Raw genomic sequence first — 19,982 nt, 5'->3', positions numbered from 1 at the left:
TTATAGGGCTGAAGCGCCGCCATAAAAAAAGGCGACCTCAACAGTCGCCTTTCCTTAGTGCCGGATAACCCGCTATTTCTTCACGGTTTCCATGCCCATCAGACCGATTTTCAGATAGCCCGCCGTGCGCAGCTTATCCATCACGCTCATCAGCGTTTCATAATCCACCGACTTATCCGCCTGGAAGAAAATGGTGGTCTCTTTGTTACCCTGGGTCTGGCTGGTCAGCACGTTCACCAGCGAATCCGGCGTCACCTGATCGTTACCGATGTAAAGCTGCTTATCCGCTTTAATCGACAGGTAGACCGGCTTCTCCGGGCGGGGCTGAGGCGCGCTGGTTGAGGCGGGCAGATTGACGCGCACGTCGACCGTGGCCAGTGGCGCGGCCACCATAAAGATGATCAGCAGAACCAGCATGACGTCGATAAACGGCGTCACGTTGATCTCATGCATTTCACCATCGGTTTCCAGATCGTCGTTTAATCGCATTGCCATAAGAACTTACCCTAAGCGCAGTTTCTGGGCGGTCGCAGGACGCGGAACATCGGTGGCAACAGTGCCCAGGTCGATGTCACGACTCTGCAGCAGCAGCACCTGCGCGGCGACATCACCCAGCGAGGCTTTGTAGTTGGCGATCATGCGGGCAAAGACGTTGTAGATCACGACGGCCGGAATTGCCGCCACCAGACCTACCGCCGTCGCCAGCAGCGCTTCGGCGATCCCCGGAGCCACCACCGCAAGGTTGGTGGTCTGGGTTTTCGCGATGCCGATAAAGCTGTTCATGATGCCCCAGACGGTGCCGAACAGACCGATAAACGGCGCAACAGAACCGATGGTTGCCAGGAAGCCGTTGCCACGACCTGCATGACGGCTGAACGCGGCCACGCGGCGCTCAAGACGGAAACTGGTGCGATCTTTAATGCCGTTGGTATCTTCCACGCCCGCTGAGAGTTCGAGTTCATTCTGCGCATCGTTCAGCAGCACGACGCTGTGGCTGTGACCGGTAAACGACTGAGCAATGCGGGTGGCGTCATTGAGACTGCGGGCTTCGCCCAGTGCCAGTTGCTCACGCTTCAGGCGGCGTTTAGCAGCGCTGAGTTCGGCATATTTGCCGAAGAAGATCGCCCAGGTCACCACTGAGGCCAACAACAGGCCAATCATGACCACCTTTACCACGATATCGGCATGTTGATACATGCCCCAAACGGAGAGGTCCGTTTGCATCAAATCACTGGCTACCACGCTGCTTCTCCAACTTCTGATTCAGGGATGCAAAACAAGCGCGAATAATAGCAAAATGGCCGCGAATTGATAGTAGTTCTCATTAGTATTTACAAACCCGATCGCCGCTATTGACCTCCTTTTGACCTCCCATTGACCTTGTTTAAACACTATTTGCAGGGATGTTTCGAAAATGTGAAGTTGCATGAAAATTTATTAAAACAACGTTTCAAAATGTGACGCCATTCATTCAATCAACATTGCCGCATTTTACTCAGACGCGTTTTCACTATGCTGGCTGCACACGGCCCTCTGCGTTAGCCCAGATCCCAGGCCGTCTTACCTCTGCGGGAGACAAGATAATGAGAATGACGAAAACATGCCTGGCCAGTGCCCTGGCGGTGATGATGATGAGCGCCACCGCCTCGGCACAGGTGATTAAAGTGGCTGAAGTGCAGCCTGCCGGCTATCCCACCGTGGTCGCCCTTCAACACATGGGCGACAAACTCAAACAGGCCACCGATGGACGGCTGGAGATGAAGCTCTACGCCGGTGGCGTGCTGGGCGATGAAGATCAGACGCTGCAACAGGTGCAGCTGGGTGCGATCGATATGATCCGTGTCTCGCTGGCGCCGGTCACCTCGATTGCCCCGGAAACCAGCGTGCTGACCCTGCCCTACATTTTCCGCGACGTTGACCACATGCATAAAGTGCTGGATGGCGAAATAGGTCGCGAGATTGCCGACAAGTTCGACAAAGATCCCAACGCCCGCATGGTGTTCCTGGGCTGGACCGATGCCGGTGAGCGCAACATGATCACCAAGAAGCCGCTGGCAAAACCGGAAGATCTCAAAGGGATGAAGATTCGGGTGCAGAACAGCGCCATCTCGCTGGCGACGTTGAAAGCGATGGGCGCGAATCCGGTAGCGATGGGCGTCAGTGAGGTGTTCAGTGCGATGCAGACCGGCGTGGTCGATGGCACCGAGAACAACCCACCAACCTTTGTCGCGCATAACTACATGCCGGTCGCGAAGTACTACACCCTCAGCGGCCACTTTATCCAGCCAGAGATGATCCTGTTTTCCAAACGCGCCTGGGATCGCCTGAAACCCGACGATCAGGCACTGCTGAAAAAGCTCGGCAAAGAGGCTCAGGATGAGGAGCGCCAGCTCTGGGCAACCTACACCGAGCAGTCGATCGCCAAAATGAAGGCGGGCGGCGTCACCTTCCAGCAGACCGACCGCGACTACTTCGTCAAAGCGACCCAGCCGGTGCGCGATCAGTTTGGCGGCAAATATCAGGATCTGATGACCCGGATCGCTGAGGTGAAATAATCCAGACGCCACACTCCAGTGTGGCGTGCTTAATCAGGGATCAATTATGTCTGCTTATACGCGTCTGATGGATGGGCTTTATCTGCTCTGCATGCTGGTGGCCGCCGTGGCGCTGTTGATCATGGTGACGGTGATCCCGATTGGGATTTTCGCCCGTTACGTGATGAATGGTGCGCTCTCCTGGCCGGAACCGGTCGCTATTATCTGCATGATCATTTTTACCTTTATCGGCGCACCGGTTGGCCTGCGCGCCGGGACACACATCTGCGTATCGATGGTGACCGATCGCCTGTCGCCCGCCCGGCAGCGCCTGATGCTGCGCGTCAGCGATCTGCTGATGATCTTCACCTGCCTGGTGATCTTCCAGGCCAGTTACAGCCTGTGCGAAGCGATGTGGGTGCAAACCCTCGCCTCACTGCCGGCGGTGACCTACGGCGAGATGTATCTGCCAATCCCGATTGGCGCGATCTTCACCCTGCTGTTTGTTGTTGAGCGCCTGCTGAGCGGCGATCAGAGCCAGCGGCCGATTGTCACGCTGGGCGGCACCCACTAACGCGGAGCAGAAAAATGGATGCATTGATCTTGATAGGCAGTTTGCTGGTGTTGCTGATGGTGGGCTTTCCGGTCGCCTTTGCGGTGGGCCTGAGCGCCTTTATCGGGGCCTGGTGGATCGACCTGCCGCTGGAGGCGGTGGTGATTCAGGTAACCAACGGGATTAACAAATTTTCGCTGCTGACCATTCCGTTCTTTATCCTCGCGGGCGCGATCATGGCGGAAGGCGGCATTGCCCGGCGTCTGGTCAACTTCGCCTATATCTTTGTCGGCTTTATTCGCGGTGGGCTGTCGCTGGTTAACATCGTCGCATCGACCTTCTTTGGTGCCATCTCCGGGTCGTCGGTGGCGGATACCGCCTCGATTGGTTCGGTGATGATCCCGCAGATGGAGGAGAAAGGCTATCCGCGTGATTTCGCTGCCGCAGTGACCGCCAGCGGTTCGGTGCAGGCGGTGCTGACGCCACCCAGCCACAACTCAGTGATCTACTCACTGGCGACCGGCGGCATGGTCACCATCTCCTCGCTGTTTGTTGCCGGAATCTTCCCTGGCCTGCTGCTCGGCGGTTGTCTGATGGTGATGTGCCTGGGCTTTGCCCATAAACGCGGCTATCCCAAAGGCGAGCGGATTCCGTTTCGTCAGGCGCTGAAGATCTTCTTCGACGCGTTCTGGGGTCTGTTTACCGTCGTGATCATCATGGGCGGGATCCTCTCCGGCATCTTTACCGCGTCGGAATCTGCGGCGATCGCCTGCATCTGGGCCTTCTTCGTCACCATGTTTATCTATCGCGACTTTAAATGGAGTCAGCTGCATATCCTGCTGTTCCGCACCATTAAAACCGTCACCATCGTGATGGTGCTGATCGCCTTCGCGGCCGGGTTTGGCGCGGTGATGACCTTTATGCAGCTGCCGACCATTATTACCGAGGCGTTCACCAGCCTCTCCGATAACAAATATGTGATTCTGATGTGCATCAACATCCTGCTGCTGGTGGTGGGCACGCTGATGGATATGGCGCCGCTGATTCTGATCCTGACGCCGGTGCTGCTGCCGGTGGCGACCGCGCTGGGGGTCGATCCGGTTCACTTCGGCATGATCATGCTGACTAACCTGGGTATCGGGCTGATTACGCCGCCGGTAGGCACCGTGCTGTTTGTGGCCAGCGCGGTGAGTAAGCAGAAGATTGAGCAGGTAGTCGGGGCGATGCTGCCGTTCTACGGCATGCTGTTCATTGTCCTGATGCTGATTACCTATATTCCCGCCATTTCGCTCTGGTTGCCGCGCCTGATGGGCGTGATGTAAGGCAATGAAAACCGGCCCGCTTGCGGGCCGTTTATTTTCCTGCGATGCACTCTGATAATCACCATTGAGTCTCAACCCTGCTGGCTGTTTCGTGGTAACGTGAGGGCTTAGTCTGAAGCGGTAAAGGCGACTCATGACCACCAGAAAAATTGATACCACGCTCGTCAGTGCAGGACGCAGCAAGCGTTATACCCAGGGCTCGGTGAACAGCGTGATTCAACGGGCCTCCTCGCTGGTTTTTGATACGGTCGCGGAGAAAAAACGCGCCACCGCCGGTCGGGCAAAAGGCGAACTCTTTTATGGCCGTCGTGGCACCCTGACGCACTTCGCGTTGCAGGATGCCATGACCGAGCTGGAAGGCGGCGCAGGCTGCGTGCTCTACCCCTGCGGCGCGGCTGCCGTGGCGAACGCAATTCTGGCGTTTGTCGACGCGGGCGACCACGTGCTGATGAGCGGCGCGGTCTACGAGCCGACGCAGGACTTCTGCACGAAAATCCTGGCGAAGCTGCAGGTGACAACGGGCTGGTTCGATCACTGCATCGGCAGTGAAATCGGTGAGCTGGTGCAGCCCAATACCCGCGTTGTCTTCCTGGAATCACCTGCCTCGATCACCATGGAAGTGCAGGATATTCCGGCGATTGTCGCAGCGGTTCGCGCTAAAGCGCCTGAAGCGGTCATCATGATCGACAACACCTGGGCGGCCGGTATTCTTTTTAACGCGCTGGCGCATGGCATCGATATTTCAATTCAGGCTGGCACCAAATATCTGATTGGTCACAGCGATGCGATGATTGGCACCGCAGTCGCCAATGCGCGCTGCATCGATCAGCTGCGCGAGAACTCCTATCTGATGGGCCAGATGGTCGATGCCGATACGGCCTACATGGCGAGCCGGGGTCTGCGTACGCTGGGCACCCGTCTGCGTCAGCATGAAGAGAGTGCGATTCAGGTGGCTGAGTGGCTGGCGGCGCGTCCCGAAGTGGCGCGCGTGAATCATCCGGCGCTGGCGCAAAGCAAAGGTCATGAATTCTGGCAGCGCGATTTTAACGGCAGCAGCGGCCTGTTCTCGTTCATCCTGCAGGAAAAATTAGACGCGCCTCAGCTGGCGGAATATCTCGATCACTTCCATCATTTCAGCATGGCTTACTCCTGGGGCGGCTATGAATCGCTGATCCTGGCGAATCAGCCCGAAGAGCTGGCAGAGATTCGTCCGGCGGGCGGCGTGGATTTCACCGGCACGCTGGTGCGACTGCATATTGGCCTGGAGCACGTTGACGACCTGCTGGCTGACCTGGAGGCCGGTTTTGCGCGCCTGACGCGCTGAGTCAGTTCAACAGAAAGTAAACAGATGGTAAACCGGGCTGTGGCGGCCCGCAGAGTTTGCCGGGCACCGGCTCATTTATTGTTAAAATTTATCCCGCATCGTTCAGGTTGTCAGTGAAATCACTGCGCTGCCTGAACGCAGACGGATTGTTCCTTGTGACGTGATGGAATCGCTAATGGGTGTTTTACACGAGATTGTCCAGGCGCTCTGGCATCAGGATTTTGCCGCGCTGGCAAATCCGGATGTGGTGTGGGTGGTGTACGGCGTGATGTTCCTGACGCTGTTTCTGGAAAATGGCCTGTTACCCGCCTCTTTCCTGCCGGGCGACAGCCTGCTGCTGCTGGCAGGCGCGATGGTGGCTAAAGGGGTGATGGATTTTGTGCCGACGATGGTGATCCTGACGACGGCCGCCAGCCTCGGCTGCTGGCTGAGCTATCTGCAGGGCCGCTGGCTGGGCAATACCCGACTGGTGAAGAGCTGGCTGATGCATCTGCCCGCACAGTATCACCAGCGCGCCTGGAATATGTTTAACCGTCACGGTCTGATGGCGCTGCTGGTCGGCCGTTTCCTCGCCTTTATCCGCACTATCCTGCCGACTATGGCAGGCATTGCGGGTTTACAGAATGGTCGCTTCCAGCTGTTTAACTGGCTCAGCGGCGTGCTGTGGGTCGGCATTGTAGTGACCTTTGGCTATGGCATCAGCCAGGTGCCGTTCATCAAGCGTCATGAAGATCAGGTGATGGCGATTCTGATGATCCTGCCGATGGTGTTGCTGGTGCTCGGCCTGTTCGGCAGCATCCTGGTGATCTGGAAACAGCGTCGCCAGAAACGCGCCTGACGCGCAGGAAACCTACTGACCCGCCGCCACTCAGGCGGACGGGTCCGCTACTGTCTGCCGCACACGATTGACCTCTTCCCCCGGCGTCACGCCAAAATAGCGTTTAAACTCCCGCGAAAACTGTGAGGGGCTTTCATAGCCGACCCGCACCGCCGCCGTACTCGCTTTCAGTCCGTCGTGCAGCATCAGCAATCGCGCCTGATGCAGACGATAGCGCTTGAGATACTGCAACGGCGAGGTCTGCGTCACCGCTTTGAAGTTATGGTGAAAGGCTGAAACGCTCATGTTCACTTCTGCCGCAAGCGCATCGACGCTGAGGTTTTCCGCATAGTGATTTTCAATCCGTCGCAGGGCGCGCGCGATCAGGCTGAACTGCGTCTGTCGGCTCACCAGTGAGAGCAGCGCGCCGCCAATCGGGCCGGTCAGCACGTAGTAGATAATCTCCCGCACGATGTGCGGTCCCAGCACCCGTGCATCGCGTGGCTGGGTCATCACATCCAGCAGCCGCTCAGCGGCACAGAGCATCGGTTCGGTCAGCCACGCGGAGTGAATGCCTGAAGTCTGCGGCTGCGGCTGAAACTGATCGTCATCACCGATTTCAATCAGCAAATCCTGAAGGCTGGCGGTATCGACGTTGAGGCACAGCCCGGCAATCGGTATCTCCGGCGAGGCCCAGGTTTCGCACTCCACCGGCAGCGGCACGGTCAGCATCAGGTACTTGCTGGCGTCATACTGAAATACGGTGCTGCCGAGATAGCCGGTTTTGCTGCCCTGAAACAGAATCACAATGCCGGGCTGATACATCATCGGCGTACGGGGACGATATTGATTCGCATAAATCAGCGACACATTTTCGACCGGACAGAGACGGTCATGACCGTGGGTCATTAATGTGACTACCTGCTGTGCCAGCCGGTGACACAGTGCATCGTGCGCCATAGCGACTCCTTTTTCGGGCAAAAATGCAGTGTGACGCGCGAATGCCTGAATCGCCAGCCACCTGGAGAATCAGGCAAGAAATTTACCGAATCGGGCATGCCAGCCACACCGCTGTTGTTGCACGAGCTGAGCAGGCTGAAAATTGTTGGCTAGACTTAAGCACAGTGAAATCTCACGGATTAACCGCAACGGAAAGGAGCAACTATGGCAGACCAACCCATTATCAAACTGCGCGATGGCAATATGATGCCGCAACTCGGCCTCGGTGTGTGGCAGGCCAGCATTGAAGATGCGCGTCATGCGGTGCTGAAAGCGCTTGAGGTCGGCTATCGCTCAATCGATACCGCCGCCGCCTATAAGAACGAAGAGGCGATTGGTCAGGCACTGCAGGAAACCGACGTCCCGCGTGAAGAGATTTTCGTGACCACCAAACTGTGGAACGACGATCAGCAGAACGTTCAGCAGGCGATGGAAACCAGCCTGGAGAAACTAAAGCTGGATCAGGTGGATCTCTATCTGATGCACTGGCCGTGCCCGGAGAAAGATAATTATGTTGATGCCTGGAAGAAGATGATCGAACTGCAGCAGCAGGGTCTGACTAAAAGCATCGGTGTCTGTAACTTCCATGAAGCGCACCTGAAGCGCCTGCTGGATGAAACCGGTGTGACGCCAGTCGTGAACCAGATTGAGCTGCACCCGATGCTGCAGCAGCGCACGCTGCATGCGTGGAACGCACTGCATCAGATCCAGACTGAATCCTGGAGTCCGCTGGCTCAGGGCGGTAAAGGGGTCTTCGATCAGGAGATCATTAAGTCGCTGGCGAAAAAATATGGCAAGACACCAGCGCAGATTGTGATCCGCTGGCATCTGGATAGCGGCCTGGTAGTGATTCCGAAGTCGGTGACGCCAGCACGCATCGAAGAGAACTTTAAGGTGTTCGACTTCCGTCTGGATAAGCATGAAGTGAGTGATATTGCGAAACTGGACAGCGGCAACCGTCTGGGACCCGACCCGGAAACCTTTAACTAAAAACCCTCAGCCCTGCAGTCGGGCCGAGAGAGTAACGCGGTCAGACGGGTTCTTCCCGCCTGACCGCGCTGTTATGCGGTGGGCTGCACTACCAGCTGACCCGCCGTGCCGCGATCGGCAAGTTCCAGCGTCTGACTGTAATAGACGAACGGGAAGTGATCGGACGAACTCTGTGGGAAGGTCACCATCAGTTCCACGCTGCCATCGACCCACACCGTATCTTTCCAGCCACGATCCTCGCCCATCGGCTGTGCACCATTCACACTTTTAATCAGGAACATCACGCCCTGAATATGCAGCGACTGTGGCCGGTCCGCGTGCAGGATCCAGCGCTCAAAGGTGCCCTGCTGCGTGGTGGTGTCAATGCGGTTCATATCCCAGAGCGCGCCGTTAATGCCCGGCATGCTGTCACCGATGCGGAATTCGCGGGTGCGAACCGCCACACCATCCAGAATCTGATCGGCCAGCAGCCGCATCGGCAGATTATCCGTCACCAGCGGCAGTAAGCCGGTAGGTCGCAGCGTCAGGATCAGCGTTGAGGTCAGAATAGAAGATGGCTCAAAGAAACCGCGCAGCCGATCCATAATGCCCGCCGCCGTGCCTGCAGTAATCGATACTTCATCGCCCTGCGACATATCTACCAGCACTTCGCGGCGTTCGCCTGGTGCCAGTGACAGTCGCTGCACCGCGACCGGTGCAGGCAGATAGCCCTGATCGCTGGCGATGACCATAAACGGCCGATTGTCGCTGAGCACCATCTCATAGCGGCGCGCATTCGAGGCGTTGAGCAGGCGCAGACGTACCCAGCCGCGTGACACTTCCACAAACGGATTACGCACGCCATTCACCAGCAGCGTATCGCCCAGGAAGCCACCATCCTGCGGCGGGTCATAGACCGGCGTGGCAAAGTTATCGAGCCGCTTGTCCTGAATGATAATCGGGAAGTCATCGACGCCATAATGCTTCGGCAACGGCAGCTGCCGGCCGATATCATCTTCCACCAGCCACATACCCGCCAGACCGTTGTAGATGTGCGGCGCCATGCGGTTTGGCGTGTTGGCGTGATACCAGCAGGTTGCAGCCGCCTGACGAATCGGCAGCACCGGCGACCAGTCGACACCGGCCGACATCATACGCGGCGCGCCACCCATCAGTGCGCCCGGCAACTGCAGGCCGCTGATAGTCATCGAGACCGGCTCGTTCAGCCGGTTGCTGTAGATCAGCTTAACGTCGTCGCCGCTGTAAACCCGTACGGTCGGGCCAAGATAGAGGCCATTGATGCCCCACACCGGCACTTTGTTATTGTCGCCATTAAAAGACCAGTGGCTGCGCTGCATTGTCAGAAACAGCGGCTGGCCGCGACGGGATTCCAGCAACGGCGGAATCGGAAGTAGCGTATCGCCATTAGCTGAAGAAGCGGCGTGCGCCGCATGAGGTAATACACTGGCGCTAAGCGCCGCTCCGGCAGAAAGCTGGATGAACTGACGTCTGCTGAAAGACATAAAACTTCTGACCCTTTACGCGTGGCGCTAAGCGCCGACCCTGTTTTTATTGCTCTGATTTGCTGTGCTGCGTTCACGGCGAGCCGGAAAAGGCCCACCGTGCGGCATCCATGCAGGATAGTTCGGCGAGTGGTTCGCCGGTCAGATTTTTCCGTTTTTTTCGCGTTCTGCGACTTCGGCGTTCAGCTCTTCCAGCTTTGCCGCCATCTGTTCGCGACAGTGAGTCGCCAGCTTACGCACCGACGAGGACTCAAACGCTTTTACATCAATCGGTGGCAGCATCTCAACAATAACCAGGCCGTTTTTCCAGCGGTTGAGGTTGATCTTGCCATGAGTGTTCGAGACCACAATCGGAATGATCGGCACACCCGCCGCCACGGCAGCGTGGAAAGCCCCGGTTTTAAATGGCAGCAGGCCACGACCACGACTGCGCGTTCCCTCGGGGAACATCCAGATCGAAATACGCTTACTGTTGAACTGATCCACCAGTTCACCAATGGTGCCGCGCGCTTTAGCCCGGTCATCGCGATCAATCAGCAAGTTACCGGTCAGCCAGTAGAGCAGGCCAAAAAACGGCACCCATAGCAGGCTCTTCTTGCCCACGGTGACCGTATAGGGCTGCACCATTTTGGCCGCGGTAACCATGTCGTAGTTGTTCTGATGGTTAGCGATGTAGATCGCATTACCATAATTATCCGCGCCTTCCGGTCTGCGCAGTTCTACTTTAAGGCCAAACACCGTCGACAATTTGCCGAGCAGACGACCAAACGTCGCGACGTGGCGCGGATCGCGTGGTGTAAAAAGACACCAGATACAGCCAAAGATACAGACTAAGATCGAATAAATGACGACGATAATGGCACGCAGAATCAGTAACATAGTTCCCTCATTGAGCCACGGCTGACGCAGGGTCAGCCGGGTAGTTTACGCTTCGCTATCCGGGCTCGCCGGACGCGCAGGCGCATCCAGTTCAACACGATCAATTTTTTGCAGGCCGCGCGGTAACAGCGTGCCGCGACGTCCGCGATCGGCGCGGAATTTCTGTAGCTCTTCACTGCGCAGCAGCATTTTACGCTTGCCCACGTGCAGCGTGATAGCACTGCCCGGCGGCAGAATCATCAGCCAGGCCAGCTTGTCCTGACCGGCAGCCGCTTCCGCTGATGGAATCGAGATGATTTTGTTGCCCTTGCCTTTCGACATCTGCGGCAGCTCGCCGACCGGGAACATCAGCATCCGTCCCGCCTGAGTGATCGCCAGCAGCATGTCATCTTCATGATGCACTGCCATCGGCGTCATTACGCGGGCATTTTCCGGCAGCGTCAGCAGCGCTTTACCGGCGCGGTTACGTGATACCAGATCGCTGAAGGTACAGATAAAGCCGTAGCCCGCATCAGAAGCCATCAGCAGACGCTGGTCATCCGGCTCCATCAGCACCTGTTCAACCACCGCACCCGGCGGTGGCGTCAGCTTGCCGGTCAGCGGCTCGCCCTGGCCGCGCGCGGAAGGCAGCGACGTCGGATCCAGCGTGTAGCTGCGGCCGGTTGAGTCGATAAAGGCCACCGGCTGATTGCTCTTGCCGCGTGCTGCAGCCAGATAGCTGTCGCCCGCTTTGTAGCTCAGTCCGGCCGGATCGATATCGTGACCTTTGGCGCTGCGCACCCAGCCCATCTGCGACAGTACAATGGTGACCGGTTCAGACGGCACCAGCTCGGTTTCGCTCAGGGCTTTGGCTTCTTCACGCTCATGCAGTGGCGAACGACGATCGTCGCCGTAGCTGGCGCTGTCAGCCTGTAACTCTTTCTTCAGCAGGGTGTTCATCTTGCGTTCAGAGGCCAGCGTAGCCTGCAGCTGATCGCGCTCTTTTTCCAGATCCGCCTGCTCGCCACGAATCTTCATCTCTTCCAGTTTTGCCAGGTGGCGCAACTTCAGTTCGAGGATCGATTCGGCCTGGGTTTCGCTGATGCCAAACCGTGACATCAGAACCGGCTTCGGCTCATCCTCAGTACGGATGATCTCGATCACCTCATCGATGTTCAGGAACGCAACCAGCAAACCTTCCAGGATATGCAGGCGACGCAGCACGCGATCCAGCCGGTAGTTAAGACGACGTTTGACCGTATCGCGGCGGAACACCAGCCATTCGGTCAGGATCTCATGCAGGTTTTTCACTGCCGGACGGTTATCCAGCCCGATCATGTTGAGGTTAACGCGGTAGCTCTTCTCAAGATCGGTGGTGGCGAACAGATGGTTCATCACCTGATCGAGATCGACGCGATTGGAGCGCGGCACGATCACCAGGCGGGTCGGGTTCTCGTGATCCGATTCATCACGCAGATCCTCCACCATCGGCAGCTTTTTATTGCGCATCTGGTTAGCAATCTGCTCCAGCACGCGCGCGCCTGACACCTGATGTGGCAGCGCGGTGATCACTGCCTCGCCCTCTTCCTTCTTCCATATCGCACGCTGGCGTATGGAGCCGCGACCGGTCTGATAGATTTTGCGGATTTCGTCACGCGGCGTAATGATCTCCGCCTCGGTAGGATAATCAGGGCCCTGGACAATATCCAGCAGCTGTTCCAGCGTGGTTTTCGGCGAGTCGATCAGCGCGATAGCGGCCTGAGCCACTTCGCGCAGGTTGTGTGGCGGAATATCAGTCGCCATGCCAACGGCAATGCCGGTGGTTCCGTTCAGCAGAATGTTGGGCAGGCGCGCCGGAAGCATCTTCGGCTCCTGCAGCGTGCCGTCGAAGTTCGGCTGATAATCGACCGTACCCTGGCCCAGCTCACCCAGCAGCAGCTCGGCATATTTAGACAAGCGGGATTCGGTGTAACGCATCGCCGCGAACGACTTGGGATCATCCGGCGCACCCCAGTTACCCTGGCCGTCAACCAGCGGATAACGGTAGGAGAAGGGCTGCGCCATCAGCACCATCGCTTCATAGCAGGCGCTGTCGCCGTGCGGATGGTATTTACCCAGCACGTCACCCACGGTACGCGCCGATTTTTTGAATTTTGCGCTGGCGCTCAGTCCCAGTTCAGACATGGCGTAAACGATACGTCGCTGAACCGGCTTTAATCCGTCGCCAATGTAAGGCAGGGCGCGGTCCATGATGACGTACATCGAGTAGTTTAAGTACGCATTCTCGGTGAATGTGTGCAGGGCAAGACGCTCTGCACCATCCTGAGTCAGTTCACTCATTAATTTCTCATCCTCACATCGTGGCCCACAACGGCGGGACACCCGGCGGTGGTTTGGCGAGGATAGTACCTTATTCCCTGGTGTTAGTCACAGGGGAAGCGCGGGACAAGAGGCGTCCCGCCACGCGATTTTATGTGCCGGAGACACGCTGGATTCAGACCGGCAAGTGCCTGACCTCTCTGCGGAAGTGGATCAGGGCTTTGCGCCCATCCACTGGCGGGCAATGTCACCATATTCGCCAGTGGCGGTGCTGAGATGCACCCACTGATCGACATAGAGCTTCCAGCTGATGTCATCACGCGGGATCATGTAAGCCTTCTCGCCATACTGCAGCGGTTTGTCGGGATTGATCGCACAGAGCGTCGGGTAATGCTGCTGCTGAAAACGCGCTTCTGAGGCATCGGTAATCATCACATCCGCCTTGTTGTCCACCAGCTGCTGGAAGATGGTGACGTTATCGTGGAACAGCGTCAGTGAGGCTGTCGGCAGATGACTGTGTACAAAGGCTTCGTTGGTGCCGCCCGCCGGTTCAATCAGCCGCACGTCAGGCCGGTTGAGCTGTTCGATGGTCTGGAAGCGATCTTTGTCCGTGCAGCGCACCAGCGGGATTTTGCCATCCACATCCAGCGGCCGGGCGAACCAGGCGGTCTGCTGACGTTTCAGCGTGACGGAGACGCCGCCAACAGCGATATCGCACTGCTTTGCCAGAAAGTCAGGCATCAGGGTTTTCCAGGTAGTCGGTACCCACTGCACTTTCGCGCCGAGCGACGTCGCCAGCGCGTTCGCCATGCTGATATCCAGCCCTTCATACTGACCATCGGGACGCAGGTAGCTGTAAGGCTTGTAATCCCCGGTGGTGCAGACCTTAAGTGTTTTAGAACTGAGAATGGTGTCGAGATGAGACTGTGCCTGGACAGCACCGCTGGCCAGCAGCAAAGAGAGGACAATTTTTTTCATTTTACGTTTTTTCATTGATGGTTTTGATGATGAGTTTGCCCGTCGATGGTGCCATAAACCGGCGTATTGTTGCTGCCACAGCAAAAGTCTTGTGATCAACCTCCCATTTTTCTGGGGCCCTGGTACGCGTAAGCTGGGCGCCATATTCAGGAAACGAGGCAATCTATTCATGAGCAAGATTTTAATTATCGATGGCGGCAAAACCTTTGCCCATTCTAAAGGCGAACTGAACCACACCCTGACCGATGTCGCGGCCAGCCAGCTGCGTGATATGGGCCATGAGGTGTCAGTAACCGTGGCTGACAGCAACTATGTGGTTGCGGATGAAGTGCAGAAATATGTCGACAGCGATGTGGTGATTTATCAGATGCCAGGCTGGTGGATGGGCGAACCCTGGACGGTTAAGCGTTATATCGATGAAGTCTTTACCGAAGGCCACGGCTCGCTCTACGCCAGCGATGGTCGCACCCGCTCCGATGCCGCGAAGAAGTACGGTTCCGGCGGTCTGTTGCAGGGCAAAAAATATATGCTGTCACTGACCTGGAATGCGCCGCTGCAGGCCTTTACTGACCCGGAGCAGTTCTTTGAAGGCGTCGGCGTCGACGGTCTCTATCTGCACTTCCACAAAGCCAACCAGTTCCTGGGAATGGAAGCGCTGCCGACCTTTATCTGTAACGACGTGATTAAAGCGCCGGACGTGCCACGCGATATTGCCGCTTATCGGACCCATCTTAGCCGCGTTTTTGCGTAAGATGGTTGGGGGCTATCCCCTATTTTCCCACGAAAGAGGAATTCGCGAATGTTAACAGTCGTTGCTGAAATTTGTGTTAAACCCGGTCGCCGTCAGGCCGTGCTGGATGCGGTGAAGAAGCTGATCCCGCTGGTCTTAGAAGAAGATGGCTGCCATCAGTATGACGCGCTGCTGGACCATCAGGCGCAGGTGCCGTGGAAGCAGAACTCGCCGGACTCCATTTTCATGCTGGAACAGTGGGAAACGCTACGCCATCTGGAGCAGCATCAGCAGATGCCGCACATGGATGCGCATCGCGCCATCATTAAAGATGATGTGGTGGATGTGAAGATTCTGGTGCTGGAACCGAGCGCCTGATTATTGCTGAAGGCTTAATCCCTGTTGAGTAGCCGGAGTTAAGCCTGGTGATAAATTCCGGCCACCGTCGCTGTGAGATCGAGCCGGCACAGGGATCAGGGTCAGATCGGAAAAACGCAAAAGCTGTCATCCATGACATGCTCGGCCCGCGTCGTCCCTGACGCGGGACGTTTTCCTCCTCTGACCCTGGTCCCTGCGTGCTGAGCTAATGCGTTGCGGTAAGATGCGCCCGAGTGCAGAATTGTCACCCATCTGAACCTCTGTCCTGCGACAGAGGTTTTTTGTTTGTGACAGACCGGTTCAGAGCAACTGTCGCCGATCAATCTCGTTGCGAAGAAAATCCAGAAAGCAGCCGATGCGCGAAGAGAGCGTCGTGTTACGGTAATAGACCGCATGCACCGGCAGGCGCAGATCGCGGGTTTCAGCGGGGAGGACCGGCACCAGCCGGCCAGCCGCGCAATCTTCCCGGCTGACAAAGTCGGAGAGGCGTGCAATGCCCTGTCCTGCCAGCGCCAGCTGCCGGATGGTTTCGCCGCTGGAAGCAGAGAGAGTCGGTTTAATGCGCATGAAATTGCCGTCGGACTGCCAGACCGGCCAGACGTTGAGGGTGTCAGGGTAACTAAAGCCGATGGTTTGATGCTGCGCGAGGTCGGCAACGCTTTGCGGCGTGCCCGCTTTCGCCAGATAGGCCGGGCTGGCCATCAGCCGGATCGCACTGCTGCCAAGCATTCGGGCGCGCAGCGTGGAATCACGCAGTTCGCCGATACGAATGGCAATGTCGGTCTGCTGCTCCAGCAGATCGATCATGATGTCGTCGGTATTCAGTTCAAGCTGGATCAGGGGATAGCGGGCGCGGAAATCGTCCACTAGCGGCACAATTACATGCAGCATAAAGGGCGTGGCAGCGTTCACCCGCAGCCGTCCTGACGGCATCTCGCGCCGCAGGGCAATCTGCTCTTCGGCCTGCTCAACCGAGGCCAGGATCTGGCGCGCATGCTCCAGAAAAACCTGTCCCTCTTCGGTCAGCGCCAGCCGTCGGGTGGTGCGATGCAACAGGGTAGTCTGCAGCTTACTCTCCAGCCGCGACAACGCCCGGCTGACGCCCGAACTGGTCTGCGCCAGCTGGGATGCCGCCGCGGTAATAGAACCGCTGTCCACCACCGCCACCCAGGCGCGTAGCTCTTCCAGGGTAATCTTCACAATGGTTACTGTCTCTGCTCTGAATCTGCCAGGTTCTCTGAGAATGTGCTGGCTGAAGCACAAAGAGAACAGGACGCTTTCGCGTCCTGTTTTTTACACTTCGATATCGGCCTTATCGCCTTTTTCCTGCAACCAGTTACGCCGGTCTTCGGAACGTTTCTTCGCCAGCAGCATATCCATCATGCGCAGCGTCTGGTCGATATTCTCTTCGCTGATGGTCAGCTGGACCAGGCGGCGGGTATTCGGATCCAGCGTCGTTTCGCGCAGCTGCAGCGGGTTCATCTCGCCCAGCCCTTTAAAGCGCTGAACGTTAGGTTTGCCCTTTTTGCGTTTCAGCTGCTCCAGCACGCCCTCTTTCTCATCTTCATCCAGCGCGTAGTAGACCTCTTTGCCGAGATCGATGCGGTAGAGCGGCGGCATGGCAACGTAGACGTGACCATTTCTGACCAGTGAGCGAAAATGCTTCACGAACAGCGCACAGAGCAGCGTAGCGATGTGCAGACCATCGGAGTCCGCATCCGCCAGAATGCAGATCTTGCCATAGCGCAGCTGCGAAAGATCTTCGCTGTCAGGATCGATACCGATCGCCACGGAAATATCGTGCACTTCCTGCGACGCCAGCACCTCATCGGAAGAGACTTCCCAGGTGTTAAGGATCTTACCTTTAAGCGGCATGATCGCCTGATATTCACGATCGCGCGCCTGCTTGGCCGATCCGCCTGCCGAGTCCCCTTCGACCAGGAACAGTTCTGTTTTATTCAGATCCTGCGCGGTGCAGTCCGCCAGTTTGCCCGGCAGCGCCGGACCGCTGGTGAGCTTTTTACGCACCACTTTCTTGGCCGCCCGCATACGCCGCTGGGCGCTGGAAATTGCCAGTTCAGCCAGCTGTTCTGCCGTCTGAATATTCTGATTCAGCCACAGGCTAAAGGCATCTTTTACCACGCCAGAGACAAAGGCTGCGCACTGACGTGAAGAGAGGCGTTCTTTGGTCTGCCCGGCGAATTGCGGATCCTGCATCTTGACCGACAGCACATAGGCACAGCGATCCCAGATATCTTCCGCAGAGAGCTTCACGCCACGCGGCAGGATATTGCGGTATTCGCAGAACTCGCGCATCGCATCCAGCAGCCCCTGACGCAGACCGTTGACGTGAGTCCCGCCCTGCATGGTCGGGATCAAGTTAACGTAGCTTTCAGTTAACAGCTCGCCGCCTTCCGGCAGCCACAACAGCGCCCAGTCCACCGCTTCCACATCGCCAGCAAAGCTGCCGACAAAGGGTTTTTCCGGCAACGTCGGTAAGCCATCTACCGCTTCGCACAGGTAATCTGTCAGACCATCTTCGTAGCACCAGCGCTGTTCGGTATTATTCAGCTTGTCTTTAAAAACAATCTCAACGCCAGGGCAGAGTACCGCTTTGGCTTTCAGCAGATGGGATAAGCGTGACACCGAGAAACGCGGGCTGTCGAAGAAGCTTTCATCAGGCCAGAAATGGACGCGCGTACCGGTGTTGCGTTTCGCCACGGTGCCGGTGACCGTGAGATCCTGAACTTTGTCGCCATTTTCAAACGCCATGTCATAAATTTCGCCATTACGGCGCACCGTGACTTCGACGCGTTTTGACAGGGCGTTAACCACCGAGATGCCGACGCCGTGCAGGCCGCCCGAGAACTGATAGTTTTTATTGGAGAACTTGCCACCTGCGTGCAGACGACACATGATCAGCTCGACGGCTGGCACGCCCTCTTCCGGGTGGATATCCACCGGCATGCCGCGACCATCATCAATCACTTCCAGCGACTGGTCAGCGTGCAGGATCACTTCAACCCGCTTCGCGTGGCCGCCCAGCGCCTCATCGACGCTGTTATCAATCACTTCCTGACCCAAATGGTTGGGCCGCGTCGTATCGGTGTACATGCCCGGACGACGGCGAACAGGCTCAAGGCCAGTCAGGACCTCAATGGCATCCGCGTTATAGTTTGATTGACTCATCGTAAATGTCTGATTAGAAGGGTGAAATGGGGTGCGATTTCCGCATTACTCAGGGATGATTCAGACCGAGAAAGTCCAGAATCTGCGGGAAATGGCGCTCGAATCCAGTAAATGTATGATTGCCGCCCTCTTCTACCGTGTGACGGCACGCGCTGTAATAGTCGAGCGCCTGTCGGTAATCGAGAACTTCATCGCCGGTCTGTTGCAGCAGCCAGAGTAAATCGGGCGCTTCCAGCGGTTCAATCTGCATTACTTTGAGATCGTAAATGTGGCGTGACTCTAACACATATTGCTGGCCCGTGTAGGGATTCTGATTTTCGCCCAGGAAATCCGCCAGCAGCTCAAAAGGCCGTACCGCGGGATTGACGACCACGGCCGGCAGCATAAAACATTGCGACAGCCAGGTGGCGTAATAACCGCCCAGCGAAGAGCCCACCAGCCCCAGGGTTTCGCCACTGCGGCTCAGCACCAGATCTTCCAGCATGGCAGCGGCATCGGCCGGAAAGGTCGGCAACTGGGGCACAATCATTTCGATTTCCGGATGCTGCGTCTCTAACCATTGCCGGAACTGAGTCGCTTTCGCCGACTGCGGCGAGCTGTTGAAACCGTGCAGATAGAGCAATGCCGCCACGCGTCAGTATCCTTCTGAGTCTAAGTCGGGACGAAAAGCGTCGGTGTCGAGCCGGTTCACTTCGGTCTCAAGACCGCCATCGGGATGCAGCGTAAACCAGCGCCAGCCGGGAGCCACGGTATCGATCGCAAAACTGGTACAGTGCGGTTTGAACTGAACGCAGGTGGATGGCGTCGCCAGTACCCGGCGGCCATGCCACTCCATATCCAGCTCCTGGTGAATATGACCACAGACCAGCGTCCGGGCTAACGGGTAGCGCTGCAACACGGCATCAAGCTGATGGGAATTGCGCAGGCTGTGCTGATCGAGCCAGGTACAGCCAGAAGCCAGCGGATGGTGATGCAGCATAACCAGCGTATGCCGTTGCGGAAAGCGGGCCAGCGCGTTGTCGAGCCACTCCAGCTGATAGTCGCTCAGCATCCCATGCGGGACACCGTAGACCTGGCTGTCGAGCAACACGATCTGCCACTGCTCACCCACCAGCACCTGCTTGTGGGCATTGATGTGCGATGCGGCCAGCGTGTCGACCATCGCAGGCTGAAAATCGTGATTACCTGGCAACCAGACACAGGGCCGCGGCAAACGTGAGATACCCTCAGCGAAATGCTGATAGGCTTCGATAGAGTGATCCTGGGCGAGATCGCCGGTGGCGATGATCAGGTCGTAGTCGCGATGTTGCGCAATAATCGCATCCAGCACCGCTTCATAGCTCGACCAGGTATTCACCCCAAGCAGCGATTCATGTTTTCCCGCGAACAGGTGGGTATCCGTGATTTGCAAAATCCTGATTTCGGAACCGTTCGCTGCAGGAAGAGTTAGCAGGCTATCCAAAGCGTTTCCTTCGTCTCCACGCCATTT

General features: G+C 57.2%; 19 protein-coding genes. 8 read left to right on the top strand and 11 right to left on the bottom strand.

Going from position 1 to position 19,982, the window contains the following annotated elements; all coding sequences use genetic code 11:
• Nucleotides 1–72: 72 nt before the first annotated feature.
• Together exbD and exbB are read right to left on the bottom strand one after the other, a co-directional pair.
• Complete coding sequence (exbD, locus tag ACN1CO_RS17950) at nucleotides 73–495, bottom strand: TonB system transport protein ExbD (protein WP_419140119.1); 423 nt, start codon at nucleotides 493–495, stop codon at nucleotides 73–75.
• A gap of 6 nt (nucleotides 496–501) precedes the next feature.
• On the bottom strand, nucleotides 502–1,224 hold the full coding sequence (gene exbB, locus ACN1CO_RS17945) for a tol-pal system-associated acyl-CoA thioesterase (protein WP_419140118.1): 723 nt from the start codon (nucleotides 1,222–1,224) through the stop codon (nucleotides 502–504).
• Between the two features lie 359 nt (nucleotides 1,225–1,583).
• On the opposite strand from exbB, the gene ACN1CO_RS17940 reads away from it, so the two are divergent.
• From ACN1CO_RS17940 to ACN1CO_RS17920, 5 genes are all read left to right on the top strand, one after another.
• The gene (locus ACN1CO_RS17940) at nucleotides 1,584–2,555 is read left to right on the top strand and encodes a TRAP transporter substrate-binding protein (RefSeq protein WP_419140117.1); all 972 of its coding nucleotides are present in this window, start codon (nucleotides 1,584–1,586) and stop codon (nucleotides 2,553–2,555) included.
• Between the two features lie 46 nt (nucleotides 2,556–2,601).
• The gene (locus tag ACN1CO_RS17935; RefSeq protein WP_419140116.1) at nucleotides 2,602–3,108 is read left to right on the top strand and encodes a TRAP transporter small permease; all 507 of its coding nucleotides are present in this window, start codon (nucleotides 2,602–2,604) and stop codon (nucleotides 3,106–3,108) included.
• A 14-nt stretch (nucleotides 3,109–3,122) separates the two neighbouring features.
• Nucleotides 3,123–4,409, top strand: a complete 1,287-nt coding sequence (locus ACN1CO_RS17930; protein ID WP_315314064.1) for a TRAP transporter large permease — start codon at nucleotides 3,123–3,125, stop codon at nucleotides 4,407–4,409.
• Between the two features lie 133 nt (nucleotides 4,410–4,542).
• Nucleotides 4,543–5,733, top strand: coding sequence for a cystathionine beta-lyase (metC, locus tag ACN1CO_RS17925; RefSeq protein ID WP_419140115.1), 1,191 nt, complete (start codon nucleotides 4,543–4,545; stop codon nucleotides 5,731–5,733).
• Nucleotides 5,734–5,908: 175 nt separating this feature from the next.
• Nucleotides 5,909–6,571, top strand: a complete 663-nt coding sequence (locus tag ACN1CO_RS17920; protein ID WP_090966016.1) for a DedA family protein — start codon at nucleotides 5,909–5,911, stop codon at nucleotides 6,569–6,571.
• A gap of 30 nt (nucleotides 6,572–6,601) precedes the next feature.
• Here the strand turns inward: ACN1CO_RS17920 and ACN1CO_RS17915 are convergent, their stop codons facing one another.
• A complete protein-coding gene (locus ACN1CO_RS17915) occupies nucleotides 6,602–7,510 on the bottom strand; it encodes an AraC family transcriptional regulator (protein WP_419140114.1) in 909 nt (302 codons plus the stop codon).
• A 204-nt stretch (nucleotides 7,511–7,714) separates the two neighbouring features.
• On the opposite strand from ACN1CO_RS17915, the gene dkgA reads away from it, so the two are divergent.
• On the top strand, nucleotides 7,715–8,539 hold the full coding sequence (gene dkgA / locus ACN1CO_RS17910) for a 2,5-didehydrogluconate reductase DkgA (RefSeq protein ID WP_283547075.1): 825 nt from the start codon (nucleotides 7,715–7,717) through the stop codon (nucleotides 8,537–8,539).
• 71 nt (nucleotides 8,540–8,610) lie between these two features.
• On the opposite strand, the gene ftsP is transcribed toward dkgA, so the two are convergent.
• From ftsP to ACN1CO_RS17890, 4 genes are all read right to left on the bottom strand, one after another.
• Nucleotides 8,611–10,041, bottom strand: a complete 1,431-nt coding sequence (gene ftsP, locus ACN1CO_RS17905; protein WP_419140113.1) for a cell division protein FtsP — start codon at nucleotides 10,039–10,041, stop codon at nucleotides 8,611–8,613.
• 141 nt (nucleotides 10,042–10,182) lie between these two features.
• Nucleotides 10,183–10,920: a 1-acylglycerol-3-phosphate O-acyltransferase gene (locus ACN1CO_RS17900; protein ID WP_419140112.1), complete on the bottom strand. Its 738-nt coding sequence runs from the start codon at nucleotides 10,918–10,920 to the stop codon at nucleotides 10,183–10,185.
• 45 nt (nucleotides 10,921–10,965) lie between these two features.
• Entirely contained in the window at nucleotides 10,966–13,239 is a 2,274-nt protein-coding gene (gene parC / locus ACN1CO_RS17895) for a DNA topoisomerase IV subunit A (RefSeq protein WP_136196742.1), read from the bottom strand.
• A 192-nt stretch (nucleotides 13,240–13,431) separates the two neighbouring features.
• Nucleotides 13,432–14,196, bottom strand: coding sequence for a transporter substrate-binding domain-containing protein (locus ACN1CO_RS17890; RefSeq protein ID WP_419140111.1), 765 nt, complete (start codon nucleotides 14,194–14,196; stop codon nucleotides 13,432–13,434).
• A gap of 169 nt (nucleotides 14,197–14,365) precedes the next feature.
• On the opposite strand from ACN1CO_RS17890, the gene ACN1CO_RS17885 reads away from it, so the two are divergent.
• The gene (locus ACN1CO_RS17885) at nucleotides 14,366–14,947 is read left to right on the top strand and encodes an NAD(P)H-dependent oxidoreductase (protein WP_419140110.1); all 582 of its coding nucleotides are present in this window, start codon (nucleotides 14,366–14,368) and stop codon (nucleotides 14,945–14,947) included.
• 48 nt (nucleotides 14,948–14,995) lie between these two features.
• The gene (locus ACN1CO_RS17880) at nucleotides 14,996–15,304 is read left to right on the top strand and encodes a putative quinol monooxygenase (RefSeq protein WP_031590861.1); all 309 of its coding nucleotides are present in this window, start codon (nucleotides 14,996–14,998) and stop codon (nucleotides 15,302–15,304) included.
• 300 nt (nucleotides 15,305–15,604) lie between these two features.
• Here ACN1CO_RS17880 and ACN1CO_RS17875 read toward each other — a convergent pair whose 3' ends face one another.
• The 4 genes from ACN1CO_RS17875 to cpdA all read right to left on the bottom strand — a co-directional run bounded on the left by ACN1CO_RS17875 (nucleotide 15,605) and on the right by cpdA (nucleotide 19,955).
• Nucleotides 15,605–16,504 (bottom strand): LysR substrate-binding domain-containing protein, encoded by a 900-nt coding sequence (locus tag ACN1CO_RS17875; protein WP_419140109.1) that lies wholly within the window; start codon nucleotides 16,502–16,504, stop codon nucleotides 15,605–15,607.
• A gap of 93 nt (nucleotides 16,505–16,597) precedes the next feature.
• The gene (parE, locus tag ACN1CO_RS17870; protein ID WP_419140108.1) at nucleotides 16,598–18,493 is read right to left on the bottom strand and encodes a DNA topoisomerase IV subunit B; all 1,896 of its coding nucleotides are present in this window, start codon (nucleotides 18,491–18,493) and stop codon (nucleotides 16,598–16,600) included.
• 49 nt (nucleotides 18,494–18,542) lie between these two features.
• On the bottom strand, nucleotides 18,543–19,124 hold the full coding sequence (gene yqiA, locus ACN1CO_RS17865; protein ID WP_419140107.1) for an esterase YqiA: 582 nt from the start codon (nucleotides 19,122–19,124) through the stop codon (nucleotides 18,543–18,545).
• Between the two features lie 3 nt (nucleotides 19,125–19,127).
• A complete protein-coding gene (gene cpdA / locus ACN1CO_RS17860; RefSeq protein WP_419140106.1) occupies nucleotides 19,128–19,955 on the bottom strand; it encodes a 3',5'-cyclic-AMP phosphodiesterase in 828 nt (275 codons plus the stop codon).
• Between the last annotated feature and the right edge of the window lie 27 nt (nucleotides 19,956–19,982).

This window comes from Pantoea sp. R13S299, assembly GCF_048515925.1.
Lineage (GTDB): Bacteria > Pseudomonadota > Gammaproteobacteria > Enterobacterales > Enterobacteriaceae > Pantoea.
This window is presented reverse-complemented; position numbering and strand designations above follow the sequence as displayed.